Here is a 15870-nt window from a genome sequence, read left to right on the forward strand (position 1 = left end):
CTCATTGGCCCCAGTATTGCCTGATTTGCTGGCGGAAAGCCTGCGCGGCGGCAGCCGGTTCTGGCGCGCCATAGAGGGCGCGCCCAGCGATAAAGGCGCGCACTGGAATGCCTTTGAACAGCGCAAGATCCTGGGCGTCAAGGCCACCAGTGACGGAGGGCGCAATGCCAATGTCGGCCAGCGCGCGTAGCAGGTCCAGATCGGTCGCGCTCCAGCCCTGACCCTTGGCCTGGGCATCCCGCCCGCGGTGATAAATAGCCTGGCGAATACCGATGCGTTGCCAGTCGCGCGCGTCATTCAACGTCCAGTGACCAAACAGCTCAATCTGGATTTCGCCGCCATATTCCTCTGCGGTTTCATGGGCCTTTTCAATGGTGGCCAACGGCGCGGCACAGATAACCGTGGTCCAGTCCGCGCCCGCATCCATGGCCAGTCGGGTCATGGTTTCCCCTGCATCTGCGGCTTTAAGGTCGGCCACCAGGGTGTGTTGAGGATAGGCCTCGCGCAATGTGCGGACGGCTTGCATGCCGACCGAGCAACACAGCAAGGTGCCCGCTTCGATAATGTCGATATGAGGTGCGAGCAGGGTCAGCGATTGTAATGCCTCGGCTAAGGCGAGTTGGTCGAGCGCGACCTGGAGTTGGGGTTGTGTCATGCGGGGGCTCCGGGAAGGAAAGGAGGAAGGGCTTGAGCGGGGACTTCTTCAAACTGGCGCAGGCACTCAATCAGCCGCTGGTAGCGCTGATACTTGTGCTGATAGGCGTCCCGCGCGGTTGGGTCCGCGTGGATCACTGTCAGTGGGGTGGCTGTCGCGAGCACCGCGCTCTGGAAATCGGCGTGCACGCCCAGGCCGACCGCGGTCGCTAGCGCCGCACCCAGGCAGCCGGTTTCTTCGACCGCCGGGATTTCTACGGGGAGACCACTCATGTCGGATAGCATTTGCATCCAGACCTCGGAGCGGGCGGGCCCACCGGTGACCCGCAACGCTTCGACCGTGCTAAAGCACTCGCGCATTTGCAGCAGATGCGAGTAATGACTGAACACCACGCCTTCATACACGGCTTGCAATAAATGGGCGGGCTCGTGTGCGGCCTGTAGCCCATAGAATCCGCTTTTCATGCCCAGTCCGGCATTGCTGCCAAACAGAAACGGCAAGAACTGCACACTGCTATGGGCTTTGGGTAGGGCGGCAATGGCAGCGTTGATGCTGGCGTGATCTGGCGCGGCGCTAGTGGCGCCCATATTGCGGCTGACCCATTCGAGGTTGGCGGCCGAGGTGGGGCTGGCCGCATGCACAATGTATTGCCCGGGGACGGCATGGCGGCCGTGCACAAAGCGTTGGGTCGGGTGTGTCTTGATCTGGCGGGTGATACCGCTGGTCACAGACCAGGTACCCATCACCGCGTTCAGCCGGGTTTCATCCACAATGCCGGCACAGAGTGCGGTCGATACCACATCAAACAAGCCCCCCACCACAGGCGTGCCAACGGCCAGCCCGGTGAGCGCCGCCGCTTGTGCGGTCACGGTGCCGGCGATATCGGTCGCGCCGATCACTGGCGGCAGGCGATCCATGATCTCTTCGATACCCAAAAGGGCGGCCAGCGCCGGGTCATAGCGCCCGGTTTGCATATTGAAGAGGTTGGATTCCGAGATATTGGTTTCTTCGCAGGCAATCTGCCCGGTCAGACAAAAGCGTAAATAGTCATGCGCCATCAGCACATGGCCAATCTGTGCCCAGGTCCCGGGTTCATTGAGCTTGAGCCAGCGCAGTAACGATACCGGATGGCCTGTCCACAAGGTTTGCAGGGTGTGCGGATAAAGCTGCTCAGGAATCCCGTCTTGTTGCCATGTCCGGACAATGTCCAGTGCACGCTGGTCTGACGACAAAATCCCGTCGCGCAACACCTGACCTTGCCGATCAAGCAGATAAACGCCTTTGCCTTGCGCAGAAATCCCTACGCCACTGATCGCGCAGGCGGGCAGGCCGCTGCTGGCAATGGCCTTGTGTATTACGGCGGCGGCGTGATGCCACAGGTTGGCAAGATTGCGTTCTTGCCAGCCAGGCTGGCGGCTGATGGTGTCCAGCGCGCTGCGCGCTACCGCATATTCATGACCAGTCTCATCGTAGATGCCGGCCTTGATCAGCGTGCCACCGCAATCCAGCCCCAGGTAATAACTCATGGTTTTTCCTTGTTATGCCCATGCCGTCGCCAGCGCCAACGGTGCGCTGACGACGGATGTTCTTGTTATGCGGATTCTTGTTGCGGCAAAGGCGTGACGGGGGCCTGGCGGCGAGCGGTTTGCGCATCACCGGGCAGGCATGCGGCAATCAGTGCGGCAATGGCCAGAGCGCCTGCCAGGGTATAAATCGCAACGTTCTGGTCGTAACGGGTGATCAGCACGCCAACAAAATACGGGCCGCAAAAGCCGCCCAGATTGCCGAGCGCATTGATGACCCCGCGCGCACCGCCTGCGACTTCGGCGCTGAACATGCGAGGCGGGATGGTCCAGAACACGCTGGCGGCAGCTTGTAAAAACACGCCGCATCCCACCAGGAAGGCGTAGGACAGCCAGATGTTGTCGCGGGCGGTGACGGAGAAAAACATGCACAGGGCGAAGCCCAGCAGGGGCAGGACAATGTATTGCTTGCGCTTGCCACTGCGATCAGACGCTCTGGAAATCAGGAACATGCCTGCCATGGTGCCGACGTAGGGCAGGATCGCCAGTAGCCCGACCATGCCCATATTGCTGTGAGTCAGGTTTTTGAGCAGGGTAGGCAGCCACAGGGTGTAGCCGTAAATACCAGTCTGGTAGAAGAAGTTCAGCGCAATCAATTGCCACATGCGCTTGTCTGCCAGAACCCGCGCCAGCGAGGCGTTCTGGACATGTTTGCCACTGACCGCCGCTTGCTCTGCCTTCAGGGCGTTGAGAATGTAGTCTTTCTCACGTTTGGAAATCCAGCTGGCTTCTTGTGGGCGGTCGCTCACCATAAAACACCAGATAAACAACACCAGTGCCGAGATAATCCCTTCGATGATGAACAGATAGCGCCAGTCCAGCGTGGCAATGATGTAACCGGAAAGGGGGGCAGTCAGAATGCCGGCAATCGGCACAAACATGATGACCAGTGCATTGGCGCGGCCACGTTCTTTGTCCGGAAACCAGTTGCTGATCATGGTCAGCACCACCGGCAACATACCGCCCTCAGCGACACCCAGGATAAAGCGCAGTATCAGCAGCTCGATTTCATTGCGAACCAGACCGGTCAGGATGGAAATCACCGCCCACGCCACCAACGACCAGGCGATGAATTTCTTGCCACTGCCATGCACGGCAATCTTGCCGCCTGGCACCTGCAAAAACAGATAACCAATAAAGAAAATGCCGCCCGCCAGCCCCATCATGCTGGCGGCGATACCCAGATCGGACGCCATGCCGCCTGGCATGGCAAAGCCGATATTGACCCGATCCATGTATGAAATGATGCAGGCAATCATGATGGGCGGAATAATGCGTAGCCAGCGCGTACGTGGGACAGCTTGTTCGATTTCTTGCACTTTTGGCTCCTCCATAGAGACCAGGACGAAAACAGGCTCCCGCGCTCTAAGGCGCAGTGAGCTTGTGCTACCGGGTGTCTCCCGGTGGTGATCGCCAGTGGAAACCGTCTTGCGTTGCGAATCCTTGCTGATCCGCAGACTTGAACTTAAAGGGCGCGAATCCGGGCCCAGACCGAGTCATCAACCGGAATGCCATCGCGGATGTTCTCGGCTTTGATCCGGTCAAACTCATGTCCGGGCAGGCGGATGGCCTGGGCCGGGTCGGCGCGGGTGGCCCCAAGTACATAGTCGGAGATGGTCTTGAGCTTCTGATCGCGCGTGCCTCGGTCTATCAGTTTGTCGACCGAGATAGCGATAAAGACCTGTGAAACGGCGTATTCGTCATCCAGCGTTTGAGTGACTTCCGCCACGGACAAACCGCCAGAGAGCAGCGTGGCAATCATGTCCAGCACAATGGATAACCCGGAGCCTTTCCAGAAACCCATCGGCATGATGCGGCGGTTGTTCTCGACCGTGGCCGGGTCCCGGGTCGGGTTGCCGTCATCATCAAAACCGGCATCGACCGGGAGTTGTTTGCCGGCCAGGCGGTTCACTTCCAGCATGCCGTAAGAGAACATCGACATGGACATGTCGACCATGGTGATGGGGTTGCCCGGTACGGCCACGATCAGCGGGTTGGTGCCGATCCGGCAATCTTTTGCGCCCCATGGGGGCATGACGGCAATCGAGTTGGTCCAGCAGATGCCGATATAGCCTTGTTCGGCCGCTTGATAACCGTAGCCGCCGCCGCGCATCCAGTGATTGGCATTACGCAAAGCCACCAGTCCGATGCCGTGTTCTGCCGCCAGCTCAACCGCCCGATCCATCATCGATTGTGCGGTCAGATTGCCAATGCTGCGCCTGGCATCCCACTGTTCCAGCGCGCCCAGTGCCAGCAGTCGTTCTGCTTTTTCGTTGGGCCGCACATGGCCCGCATCCAGTTGCTGGATAAACCGCGGAAAGCGATTCACGCCGTGCGAATACACCCCGGTTTGCGTGGTATCGGCAAACAACCTGGCACAAGCCTCTGCAGTGGGCTCGGCAACCTGCCTTGCCAGCAAAACCCGTTTGAATTCGGCTTTCAGCGTCTCGTAGGTCACTCTCATCGCGTGCTTCTCCTGGCTGCTGCATCGCACTGATGCCAGCAATGGATGGGATGCAGTCATGCATCCATGACCACAATTGGGCGCATCGTATCACCATGTGAAATTCAAAACCAAATAAAATTTTACATAGTGAAATAATATTTCATTTTGTGGTAGGTTTGCCGGAGCACGGAAAAGAGGTATGGCCACGAGTCCGTGCAATTGCCAACAAGGAGGGCGCGATGTTTTCTGGACACGTATCGAACCTGGGCGAGCTGGCGTGGATTTATCCAGCGCCAATTGCCCGGGCGCTAGCGCGATTGCGCGACGAAGACTTTGCGGCGATGAAGCCGGGACGTTATGAGCTGGAAGGTAGCGACATGATTCTGCAAGTGCTGGATTTGCAGACGCGGCCCTATATGGAAAACCGGCCGGAGGTGCATCGCCGCTATGTGGATGTGCAGTTTCTGGTGAGTGGCGCAGAAATCATCCGGGTTGTCACCGATACCGGGCAGAACCGGGTGGTTGAGAACTTGTTGGCCGAACGGGACATCCTGTTTTACGAGGATGCCGCCAATGAAACGCAGTTGTTGATGCAGCCGGGGAGCTTTGCCGTGTTTTTCCCGCATGATGTGCATCGACCCAATTGTGCTGTGGACCAACCAGGCCCCATTCGCAAGGTGGTGATCAAAGTGGCGATGTCATTGAACAATGGATGCGCCTCAAGCGCTGGTGGCTTGCCGCGATAACAGAAAGGAAGGGTTGCGCATCATGCAGAATCTGAAAACCGGTTACACCGTGGGCGCCTATACCTGTGCGCCTTCGTTTCATCAAGGCTCGGCACAAGAGGAGTCCCGATTCTGGAAGCAATTGGCACAGATGCCGCTGGTGGGCGGCGTGGAGCAGCCGTGTCTGGATGAGTTGCATCCGTTAGGCGATGATTTCCTGCTGTCGCATCTGGCGCCGCATTGGCATGTCGTGCTGACGGCAATCATGGGAACGATGCAAAAGCGGCAAGTGCAGCGCGATTTTGGTCTGGCTTCGGAAAACGAAGAAGCGCGGGTGGCGGCTGTACGGTTCATGGCCCACATTTTTGCAAAAACCCGCAAGCTGAATGATCATGCCGGTCGCGCGGTGGTGCGAGCGGTGGAGTTGCATTCCGCGCCAGCCAGCGGCGTTGCGATTTCCGGGCTGGCAGCCAGTGCTTTCCTGCGCTCGTTGGCGGAGATTGCCAGTTGGGATTGGGAGTGCCCGCTGGTGGTGGAACATTGCGACTCACGCACTGGTATTGAACCACGCAAAGGTTTTTTGAGCCTGGAGGAAGAAATCCAGGTGGTACACGCCGTGGCCGCCGATTTTCCGCAACGACAAATTGGCTTGTGTGTGAACTGGGCGCGTTCTGTGCTGGAAACGCATAGCAAAGACACGCCGCTGACGCACATTGCGCAATGCCAGCGGGCAGGTTTGCTCAAAGGGCTGATGTTTTCCGGTACGGCGGCTGTGGGTGAGTACGGGCCGTGGACTGATCTGCATGCGCCGTTCGCTCCCTTTGCGGGTGCGCGCTTTGCCTGCCCGGATTCACTGCTGGGTGTGAGGGATGCTACTGCGTGTTTCCAGCAGGCGCCTGCTAACACACTGGAATTTGCGGGGATCAAATTACTGGCGATCAACCCCCATGCAGAGCTGGCAGAGCGCCTGGGCATTATTGAAGACGGGGTGACCGCGCTGAGTCTTGCCGCGGCTTGATGTACCGCCCGCGTTTTTTTTCGGGCGTGACCCAACAAAAAAGGCGACCTTGAAGGTCGCCTTTTTTGTTTTCCGGATTAACGATGCAGCAATTGCGCTACCCAAAGAATGAGAATTGCACCGAGAATCGACATCAGAATACCGGCCGGGTGGAACGGCTTGTTTTTCGAATCGGTAAAAAGGTTGGCAATGAAGCCACCCACCAGCGAGCCAACAATGCCCAGTACGCCCGTCATGATCAAACCCATGCCATGCGCGCCGGGCATGATCCAGCGTGCAATCAGACCAACAACAATACCTACGACGAATGCCCAAATCAGATTCAGCACGATCTCTGGTTTCCTGCGTTAGAAAAAGGGATCACAGGAAACCAGAAGAATGAGTGCGTGCGATATCGGATATGTCTGGCAATGCGGTCTGGCTGGATAAAGTTACGGAACCGGCGGTAATCAGTGTTGCAGCATCTGCACCACCCACAGCACAACCAGGGCACCGATCACCGACATGATGATCCCGACCGGGTGAACGGGTGAGCCCTCAGGCGGCTTGCTGAACAGCCGGGCGATATAGCCGCCCACCACTGCGCCGACAATGCCCAGAATGCCGGTCATGAATAAGCCCATGCCCTGCGCGCCAGGCATGATCCAGCGTGCGATCAGGCCCACTACAATGCCGACGATAAACATCCAGATTAAATGCAACATGCGCGTGCTCCCTGAAAAGACCGACAGGTAAAAGAAGGACTGGCAGAAAGTCAGATCAAGCCGGCGATAGGTCTGAAAGCAGGAGCCGGGTGCAGCCGGGGCGGGGAGTGGTTTGGCCGGTGCCGCTACTGAAGATAGCATGTGCGGGCGGGTATTGCGGCGTGTTGACGGGTAAAACAAAGAACAAACAAAAAACCCGATCGTTTGATCGGGTTCGCTATTGAGTGGGGTGGGGCGGAGAAGGCTGCACCTGCCTCGCCCTTGAAAGCGCCAGGGACTGAGGCTGGTGTGAATACCCGTTGCGGCGTCTGGGTGCAAACTGCATGTATATATATGTCGATATACATCGGTGAGACATCTGCGCCGCCAAAACAAAAAACCCGATCGTTTGATCGGGTTTTTTGTTGAATTTGGTGCCCAGGAGAAGACTCGAACTTCCACGCCCTTGCGAGCGCTAGGACCTGAACCTAGTGCGTCTACCAATTCCGCCACCTGGGCTTCGTTGCTGTGTTGCAGCAGCGAAGGAGGGCAATTATGTCGGGTCAGCCAGAATGTGTCAACATGGTTACCCCAATAAAATGCATAGGTAATTGAAAAATCGGTAAATGTTCCGTTGTTTGCGGTATTAACTCCGCCGGACAGAAGGTGAAACAAGGTAAATTGAATACAGCGGTGAGATGCGGAGCAAAGAATGGCAGAGGGAATCGCGAGGGTGGGGGCGGAAAAAGAAAAACCCGATCATTGCTGATCGGGTTTTCAAGTGTTTTGGTGCCCAGGAGAAGACTCGAACTTCCACGCCCTTGCGAGCGCTAGGACCTGAACCTAGTGCGTCTACCAATTCCGCCACCTGGGCCATGTGCTACGCTGTTAGAATGCGTGCATCACGAAGAAGCGCGATTATCAGGAAACAATAAAACAATGTCAATAAAAAAGAGTGCTACCACATCCAAATCTGCGAAGACCGCTCCGGCCACCTCGCTGCGTTTGCAAGATCCCCACCTTGAGCGTGAACGCGAGCGCTACGAAAATCCGCTGCCCTCCCGCGAATATGTACTGCAAGTGCTGGAAGAAGCCGGCGCGCCTTTATATGCAGAAGATCTCGCGCGGCTGTTGTCCATTACCGAAGAAGAGCGTGCGTTCTTTGAGCGTCGCCTTGGCGCCATGGCGCGTGATGGCCAGTTGATGGTGAACCGCAAAGGCGCACTGTGTATTGCTGAAAAAATTGATTTGATCCCCGGCCGTGTCCAGGGTCACGCAGAAGGGTTTGGTTTCCTGGTGCCGGATGACGGTTCTGATGATCTATATCTGTCATCGCGCGAGCTTGATAAAGTCATGCATGGCGATCGTGTGCTGGTGCGCCAGGCCGGGTTTGATCGACGTGGCCGTCGCGAAGGCCGGATTGTGGAGGTGCTGGAGCGCCTGACCACCCGGCTCGTGGGCCGTTTTATGGCAGAGCATGGCGTGTACCGCGTGGTCGCGGAAGACAAGCGCATTGCCAAAGATATCCTTGTGCCGCCCAAAGAGAAGGGCAAAGCCAAACCCGGTCAGGTGGTGATGGTTGAAATCACCCAGCAGCCGGATCACAAAGTGCAGCCGCTGGGCCGCGTGGTAGAAATCCTGGGTAATTACGATGACCCGGGCATGGAAATCGAAATTGCGCTGCGCAAGCATAATCTGCCGTATGAGTTTTCTGCCGAAGCCAAAGCCCAGGCCGAGGCCACACCCAAAACTGTGGGCAAGAAAGATCTCAAGCCGGTCATGGGGGTCAAACGCGTTGATCTGCGTGATCTGCCCCTGGTGACGATTGATGGCGAAACCGCCCGTGACTTTGACGACGCCGTCTATGCCGAGAAAAAAGGCAAAGGCTGGCGCCTTGTGGTGGCCATTGCGGACGTAAGCCATTACGTACAGCCGGGCGACGCGCTGGATGTGACCTCGATTGAACGCGGCAACTCGGTGTATTTTCCGCGCCGCGTGATCCCCATGTTGCCGGAAGAACTCTCCAACGGCCTGTGTTCGTTGAACCCCGCAGTAGATCGGCTGTGTATGGTCTGCGACATGCAGGTCAGCGCCAGCGGCAGCATCAAGAAATACAAGTTCTACCCGGCGGTGATGCATTCCAAAGCACGCCTGACCTACACCAAGGTCTGGGACATGCTGGAAGAGCCCAAGGGCAAGACCGCCAAAGAGTACAAAAAAGTACTGCCGCATATTCAGGACCTGTACGCCTTGTATCAGGCCTTTGCGGCGGCGCGCGTGGTGCGCGGTGCGATTGATTTTGAAACCACTGAAACCGAAGTGCGTTTTGATGACAAGGGCAAGATCAGCCAGATCGTGCCGGTGATCCGCAACCCGGCCCACAAACTGATTGAAGAATGCATGCTGGCGGCCAACGTCTGCGCCGCAGATTTCCTGATCACCAACAAGCAAACTTGCCTCTACCGCGTACACGAAGGGCCGAACCCGGAACGTCTGGAAAAGCTGCGCGAATACCTGCGTTCTTGTGGGCTGTCCCTGGGGGGCGGCGAAGAACCAAAGGCGGGCGATTACGCGACCTTGCTCGAAGAGATCAAAACCCGGCCGGATGCATCCTTGCTGCAGACCATGTTGCTGCGTAGCCTGCAGCAGGCCGTATACAGCCCGGACAACAAGGGCCACTTTGGTCTGGGTTATGAGGCCTACACGCACTTCACCTCACCGATCCGGCGTTATCCGGATTTGCTGGTGCATCGCGCCATCAAATCCGTGCTGGCGGGCAAGAAATACAGACCGGCCCAAAAGTGGGAAGCCCTGGGTATTCAGTGTTCCATGACGGAACGCCGCGCGGATGAAGCCAGCCGCGATGTCATGAACTTCCTCAAGTGCTACTTCATGCAGGACAAGGTGGGCGAGGTGTTCGAGGGCAGCGTCTCTGCCGTCACCGGGTTTGGCATGTTTGTGCTGCTGGATAATCTGTATGTTGAGGGCCTGGTGCACGTGTCTGAACTGGGCAACGATTATTTCCACTACGATGATCTGCGCCATGAACTCAAGGGCGAGCGCAGCGGGCGTATCTACAAGCTGACCGATCGGGTAAAGGTGAAGGTCGCGCGGGTTGCACTGGATACCAGCAAGATTGACTTTGTGCTGGTGCCAGAAGAAAAAGCCAAAGTGGTTGCGCCAATTGCCGAGGCGCCCGCCGCTGTCGCATCCGCCCCGGAGAGTGTGTCCGCAGCAGAACCGGCCCGCCGTGCTCCGAAAACCCGCAGTCAGCGCCGTCGCGCTGCGGCCGTCGCACGCAAGGCCGCAGCAGCGGCGACACCAGCCCCGGTCAACGCCGCCAACAGCGGTGCGCAACTGGCGGTTGCGGCCGCGGCGCAGGCCAAAAAGGCATCACGATCGCAACCCAAGGCCAAAGCACCGGTGGCACCGCAGCCTGCGGCCAAACCAACGGATAACACGGCCGCCAAGCCGGCTGCCAACGCCAGAAAACCGGCCGCAGCCAAGCCCGTTGCGCCAACCGCGACACCGGCGAAACGTGCCCGCAAGCCCGTAGCCGCCAACGCAAACCCGGCTGCAACACCCGTACCTCAGCCCGCACCTGCCGGTAAACCGGCGACCAAACCGGCGACCACCAAGCCGACGGCGCCAAAGACGGCCAAGCCGGTCGCACCGACGCCAGCCGTAGCCAAGGCCCCGGCACGCGGCAAAGCGGCACCTGCCACGGTACCAACGACTGCACCTGCGCAAAAACCGGCTGCGCGCAGACGGGGTGGCCCGACCGCCAGTGCGTTGACCAGTGCGCCGGGCGCCCCGGTTGCCGCGCCCGCGCCAGTGGTTGCACCGGCTCCGGCAAGTACTTCGCGGCGCAAGCCTGCGCAGACGGCCGCTTTGCTGCAAGCACCGGCCACCGAGGCCGCGCCGGCCAAACCGGCTGCGCGTAGTCGTCGGAAAAAACCGGATCAACAAGGCTAAGCAGGTTGCGTAAATGCCCGGTGCGTGTCTGTCACGTATCCGGCGCATTCACGTGTTACCCTTGCCGCACATGTGAGCCAGGCCACTTTTTGTCAGTGTTGTCTGACAGGTGGAACATGGCAAAGCGCACTATCAAGGAGTACAGGTTTTATGTTTATTGTCGACCGTTCGGCTGCACTGATTCGCCCAAAACAAGCTTTCCTGGATTGGCTCAATGCCTTGCCCGGCAACGATATCGTATTGTCGCTGGCAGACGTGCGCAGCGATTGCACCGTGATCATGATCCCCGAAGTGACCGAGCCTGAAGACGGCATTTCCTATATTGATGATCTGGCGGAGCGTCTGTTTGAAATGGAACTTGCGTCGTGGGTTGAGGACGAAGCCCTGTGGCCGCAAAGCCGCACGCTCAAACTGTTCTGGGAATGGTTTGATGTGGAGATCCACATGGGGGTGATGGACAGCGTGTCAGAAGACATTCACAACACACCCTCAGATCATAACTATCACTGAAAAGCGCCGGCATGATCGGCGCACAAGGAGAATTCCATGCGCCGATACGCGCTTGCCGCAGCCGTAGCAGGATTGTTTTGTACCGCCCAGGCTTTTGCCGAGCCGCTCAATTACAACGTGGTGAACCTGGAAGCCAGTTCCAGCAAGGACGTCAGCAACGATCTGGCGACTGCCACGCTGTATGTCGAGATCAACAACACAGATCCTGCCCAACTGGCCGACAAGGTGAATCAGACTCTGGCTGCTGCCGTGCGGCTGAGTCGCCAGTATGCCACCGTGCAATCCGCGGGCACCGGCTACACCACGTATCCCGTCTACAACAACAAGACCAATCACCAGGATAGCTGGCGTGGTCGTGGCGAATTGCGCCTGACCAGCCGTGACTTTCCCGCCCTCTCCAGGCTTCTGGGGCAGTTGCAGCAGCCGCTCTCCAACGGCGTTTCCATGCAACTGGCCGGCATCCGTTATGGCGTTTCAGATGAAGCCCGCAAGGCGGCAGAAGATGGCCTGATTGAAGACAGCATCAAGGCCTTTCGGCAGCGTGCGGAGCTGATCCAGCGTGGTATGGCCGGCACTGGCTGGCGGACGGTCAACATGAACGTCAACACCCAGGCGTTTGAACCGCCCGCACCGCGCGTGATGATGATGAAAGCGGCCATGGCTTCGGACAGCGCCGCACCGCCGGCGATTGAGGGTGGCGACAGCAAAGTGTCCGTGACTGTTTCCGGCAGCATCCAGGTTCAGTGAACAGATGGCTGCACCGGGCCTGAATGTTGAGGTCTACTGGCAGGCAGGGCGCACCACGCCCTGCCTGCTTGCGTTTGCGGGGGCGTTGGCGCTGGTTTGCGCGGCGCTGTTACCGTGGCCCTGGTTCATGCCGGGCATGGCCGTCGTGCTCACCGGCCTGGCATGGACCATCTACACGTTGCGGCAGCAGGCAACCCACGGCTTGCTCCGGTTGGGGCCAGAGAACCAGCTTCGGGTGCAGTGGGGTACGGGCCCGCAAGAACGGGCTCAGGTCCAGGCGTCGTCCCTGGTGTGCGCTCATCTGATCGTGCTGCATTTGCGGGTGGGGGAGCGCCGACGCTGGCGCGCTCTGGTGCTATGGCCAGACAGCATGAGTGGAGCGGATTTTCGTCAGCTATGCGCGGCTTTACGCTGGGGTGCGGGCAGTCAGCCGAACAAGACCAGCACACGCGCCGCGTCGTCGGGGTCTGGCAGTACGCGCGCCGGCATGTCGTAAACCGCTTGCAGGATTTCGCACCGGAGCACCGCTTGCGGCGTACCCTCAGCGACCGCCTGGCCGTGCCTGAGCAATAACAGACGATCGCACCAGCGCGCCGCCAGGTTCACATCATGCAGCACCACCAGTACCGCAAGCTGTTGCTGACGGGCCAAGGCCTGCACCGCCGCCAGCACGCCATGCTGATGGCGCGGATCAAGGCTGGCGGTGGGTTCATCCAGCAGCAGTGATGCTTTGCTGTTCAGTTGGCAGGCCGCCAGCGTCTGCACCAGCACGCGGGCAAGCTGCACCCGCTGTTGTTCGCCACCCGACAAGCCCGCGTAGTGGCGTGTCGCCAGGTCAGCCGCATCGGCCTGAATCAGCGCCGCGTCGACCAGCACTTGCACCTGGGCGGCGGTGAGTTCATCAAACGGGTACGCGCCCATGGCGACGACTTCCGGCACCGGCAGATCAAATTCCAGCACAGAGGTCTGGGGCAGCAAGGCCCGCAGACGTGCCAACTGTCGTGGCCGGGTACGACCGACAAGCTGACCATCCAGCGCGATCTTGCCCTGGCTGGTGTGCAGATCACCGGCCACGGCTGCCAGCAGTGATGATTTGCCGGCGCCATTGGCCCCCAGCACGCCAACGACTTCGCCCGCGGCAACCTGTAGCGAGACATCGGCCAACACGGTGCGACCTTCGCGCACGCAAGTCAGATGTTCAATCTGGATCATGCGCGGCTCCAGCGGGCCAATAGCCACAAAAAGAACGGCCCGCCTGCCAGGCTGGTGACGATGCCAACGGGGATTTCCGCCGGTATGGCCAGCCGCCGCGCCACCCAGTCAGCCAGCACCAGGGCAATGGCCCCCACCAGCCAGGAGGCGGGCAAAAGCAACTGGTGCCGCGCCCCCAGGGTCAGCCGCACTATATGCGGTACCACCAGGCCCACAAAAGCAATTGTGCCGCAGGCGGCAACGAGCGGCCCCACCAGCAAGGCCACCAGCACAATCAGCCGTCGTTGCAGCGCGCGGATGGCAAAGCCAAGGTGGCCGGCTTCCCGTTCCCCCAGCAACAGTGCGTTCAGGCCACGCCACTCGCGTAGCAACAGGGCGGAAAGAAGGAGTGTCCATGGCGCAAGGAAGGCCAGCAGTGACCAGTTGCCACCGGCAAGGCTGCCCAGATTCCAGAAAGTGAGCGAGCGCAGTTGGGCGTCCGTGGCTTGCCAGGTGCACAGTGCGGTCAGACTGCCGCAAATAGCGTTAATGGCGACGCCCGCCAGCAACAAGCCTGCCACCGCACGGCTGCGGCGCCCAATTTGCCAGGCGGCGAACAAGGCCAGCAGGCTGCCGGCAAAGGCGGCACCGGCAACGAGGCCAAAGGCGCTGGCACCACCCACGATAGCGGCTACGGCCCCCAGCGCACCACCGGCGGAGATGCCCACCAGACCCGGTTCTGCCAGCGGATTGCGAAACAGGGCTTGCATGGCCGCACCCGCGACGGCGAGGCCAGCGCCACACAATGCGGCAAAGATCACGCGTGGCAAGCGGACATCGCGCAGCACACTTTGCCAGAGCTGTTCGTCTGGCGTTACTGGGGTAGCAAACAGGGCACGGGGCAGGGCGGTCCATGGAATATCGACCGCACCACTGATACTGGCAGCCAGCAGCAGCACGACCAGCACGAGAGCGAGTAGCAGGCACGGCAAGGCAATGGCGGGCTGGCGCAGGGCCAGCATGGGCTTGGTATTGGTCACGCTGCGCATGGTAAACGCAAATCCGCTCTGGCAGTCGGATAGATCGGGCTTGTTGATGTCACCAGTATGCGGTGCCAGAGGCAAAAAACAAAAAACCCGCCGCCAGAGCCGGATTTTTTGCAGTGCGGTGCGAGGCGATCAGACGTCAGTTAATCTTCTTCCAGTCCTGAGTGCGGGTATTGAAGAAGCCTGATTCCCGATAAGCCTGTTCGATAACGCCCTTGGCACGTAGTTTGGCGAGACCTTTTTCCAGCGCATCATAGGTTTCTGCCCCATGCGGCGCATTGCGGCTGACGAACAGATGGCGGCTACCGGCCAGGCCTACTTTCACATCCGGGATCGGCACCAGTGTGTATTCACCCAGTTTGAGCGACATATCTGCGGTGGGCTGGAACGGTGCCAGCAATACGTCGGCACGGCCTTTTTCCACCATGCCCACCATGGAATCCCAACTTTGCGTCTGCAACAGTTGCTTGAGTTTGAGGTTTTCCAGCGTCGCCACATCGGGCTTCCAGCTATCGGCCACCACGGCGGTCAGGGTGCGAACCTCTTCCAGCGAGCGGGCCGCCAGTGCTTTCTTGTTGTCGGGCGAGGTATACAAGCCTGCTTCAAACTCGCCTGAGCGGATCAGTGGCGAGCTGATATAGACCTTGTCATCAATGGATTTCAGATCAACTTGCCAGGCACTGTTGCCGCCCATGGTGGCGTTGCCGGACAAAATCTCTTTCAGATAGCGCGTGTAGGAGTCACTGTTGTTGTCCACCTTCACCAGTTTGATCGGGCGGGTGAGACCGCCTTGTGCCAGCGCTTGCTGTACCAGCACCAGTTCCACCACGTCACGGCGAGAGCCTTCTCCGCCAAAATGGGTGAGGGTGAGCGGGTTACGCTTCCCGACAAAGCGTTGATAGTCGGTATACACATCCTGCTGGGTCAGAATGGTAATGGGCTCAACGGCGCGGGCCAGGCCAGAACCCAGGGTCAGGGCGGTGGCCAGCGCGGCCAGAACAACACTGCGGCGGGATAACGACATGCGGGCAGGCTCCTCTCTGTGATGGCCGCCCGTCCTGGCAGGCTGGCTCAGTGATCGCAGTTATTGCAACTGCAAGCGCTTATCATGGCAAGCCTGTAAGAAAACGACAACAATCCTGCGCGCCCCTGGCGTGGATCAAACAGTCAGTGCGCTCTGACAAAATGCGGTGGTTGATAGGCACGCGCTATCGGCAGCATGAACTTTCCCGATTTGACAGCCAGTTGCCCCTGGCCCCATCCTCAGCGGGTTCACGCAACACTCTAATCT

The 15870-nt window shown here is 59.2% G+C and carries 15 protein-coding genes and 2 tRNA genes; 6 read left to right on the forward strand and 11 right to left on the reverse strand.

What is annotated here, in order from left to right; translation table 11 throughout:
- Position 1: 1 nt before the first annotated feature.
- From ulaD to yiaK, 4 genes are all read right to left on the reverse strand, one after another.
- Complete coding sequence (gene ulaD / locus HNQ50_RS21035) at positions 2-655, reverse strand: 3-keto-L-gulonate-6-phosphate decarboxylase UlaD (RefSeq protein WP_184103279.1); 654 nt, start codon at positions 653-655, stop codon at positions 2-4.
- Entirely contained in the window at positions 652-2181 is a 1530-nt protein-coding gene (locus tag HNQ50_RS21040; protein ID WP_184103281.1) for an FGGY-family carbohydrate kinase, read from the reverse strand. Before HNQ50_RS21040 ends, ulaD begins: the two co-directional genes overlap by 4 nt.
- Positions 2182-2246: 65 nt before the next feature.
- On the reverse strand, positions 2247-3557 hold the full coding sequence (locus HNQ50_RS21045; RefSeq protein ID WP_221303303.1) for an MFS transporter: 1311 nt from the start codon (positions 3555-3557) through the stop codon (positions 2247-2249).
- 146 nt (positions 3558-3703) lie between these two features.
- Positions 3704-4702 carry a 3-dehydro-L-gulonate 2-dehydrogenase gene (yiaK, locus tag HNQ50_RS21050; RefSeq protein WP_184103285.1) on the reverse strand — a complete coding sequence of 333 codons (999 nt, stop codon included), beginning with the start codon at positions 4700-4702 and terminating at the stop codon, positions 3704-3706.
- A gap of 221 nt (positions 4703-4923) precedes the next feature.
- On the opposite strand from yiaK, the gene HNQ50_RS21055 reads away from it, so the two are divergent.
- Complete coding sequence (locus HNQ50_RS21055) at positions 4924-5430, forward strand: NanQ anomerase/TabA/YiaL family protein (protein WP_184103287.1); 507 nt, start codon at positions 4924-4926, stop codon at positions 5428-5430.
- Between the two features lie 22 nt (positions 5431-5452).
- Positions 5453-6427 carry a DUF4862 family protein gene (locus HNQ50_RS21060; RefSeq protein WP_184103289.1) on the forward strand — a complete coding sequence of 325 codons (975 nt, stop codon included), beginning with the start codon at positions 5453-5455 and terminating at the stop codon, positions 6425-6427.
- 77 nt (positions 6428-6504) lie between these two features.
- Here HNQ50_RS21060 and HNQ50_RS21065 read toward each other — a convergent pair whose 3' ends face one another.
- The 4 genes from HNQ50_RS21065 to HNQ50_RS21080 all read right to left on the reverse strand — a co-directional run bounded on the left by HNQ50_RS21065 (position 6505) and on the right by HNQ50_RS21080 (position 7984).
- On the reverse strand, positions 6505-6756 hold the full coding sequence (locus HNQ50_RS21065) for a GlsB/YeaQ/YmgE family stress response membrane protein (protein WP_221303304.1): 252 nt from the start codon (positions 6754-6756) through the stop codon (positions 6505-6507).
- Between the two features lie 120 nt (positions 6757-6876).
- On the reverse strand, positions 6877-7131 hold the full coding sequence (locus HNQ50_RS21070; protein WP_221303305.1) for a GlsB/YeaQ/YmgE family stress response membrane protein: 255 nt from the start codon (positions 7129-7131) through the stop codon (positions 6877-6879).
- 411 nt (positions 7132-7542) lie between these two features.
- Positions 7543-7629: transfer RNA gene (locus tag HNQ50_RS21075), tRNA-Leu, on the reverse strand.
- A gap of 268 nt (positions 7630-7897) precedes the next feature.
- Positions 7898-7984 (reverse strand) — tRNA-Leu (locus HNQ50_RS21080).
- A 65-nt stretch (positions 7985-8049) separates the two neighbouring features.
- Here HNQ50_RS21080 and rnr point away from each other — a divergent pair.
- The 4 genes from rnr to HNQ50_RS21100 all read left to right on the forward strand — a co-directional run bounded on the left by rnr (position 8050) and on the right by HNQ50_RS21100 (position 12838).
- Entirely contained in the window at positions 8050-11085 is a 3036-nt protein-coding gene (rnr, locus tag HNQ50_RS21085; RefSeq protein WP_184103291.1) for a ribonuclease R, read from the forward strand.
- A 150-nt stretch (positions 11086-11235) separates the two neighbouring features.
- Entirely contained in the window at positions 11236-11595 is a 360-nt protein-coding gene (locus HNQ50_RS21090; RefSeq protein WP_184103293.1) for a hypothetical protein, read from the forward strand.
- Between the two features lie 36 nt (positions 11596-11631).
- Entirely contained in the window at positions 11632-12342 is a 711-nt protein-coding gene (locus tag HNQ50_RS21095; RefSeq protein ID WP_184103296.1) for an SIMPL domain-containing protein, read from the forward strand.
- A 4-nt stretch (positions 12343-12346) separates the two neighbouring features.
- Entirely contained in the window at positions 12347-12838 is a 492-nt protein-coding gene (locus HNQ50_RS21100) for a protein YgfX (RefSeq protein WP_184103298.1), read from the forward strand.
- On the opposite strand, the gene HNQ50_RS21105 is transcribed toward HNQ50_RS21100, so the two are convergent.
- The 3 genes from HNQ50_RS21105 to HNQ50_RS21115 all read right to left on the reverse strand — a co-directional run bounded on the left by HNQ50_RS21105 (position 12769) and on the right by HNQ50_RS21115 (position 15603).
- A complete protein-coding gene (locus HNQ50_RS21105; RefSeq protein WP_184103300.1) occupies positions 12769-13554 on the reverse strand; it encodes a heme ABC transporter ATP-binding protein in 786 nt (261 codons plus the stop codon). The two genes, HNQ50_RS21100 and HNQ50_RS21105, sit on opposite strands and share 70 nt — an antisense overlap.
- Positions 13551-14582, reverse strand: coding sequence for a FecCD family ABC transporter permease (locus tag HNQ50_RS21110; RefSeq protein WP_184103302.1), 1032 nt, complete (start codon positions 14580-14582; stop codon positions 13551-13553). Before HNQ50_RS21110 ends, HNQ50_RS21105 begins: the two co-directional genes overlap by 4 nt.
- 136 nt (positions 14583-14718) lie before the next feature.
- Entirely contained in the window at positions 14719-15603 is an 885-nt protein-coding gene (locus HNQ50_RS21115; RefSeq protein ID WP_184103304.1) for a transporter substrate-binding domain-containing protein, read from the reverse strand.
- Positions 15604-15870: the final 267 nt, after the last annotated feature.

The sequence above is a fragment of the Silvimonas terrae genome (assembly GCF_014202765.1).
Taxonomy (GTDB): Bacteria; Pseudomonadota; Gammaproteobacteria; order Burkholderiales; family Chitinibacteraceae; genus Silvimonas; species Silvimonas terrae.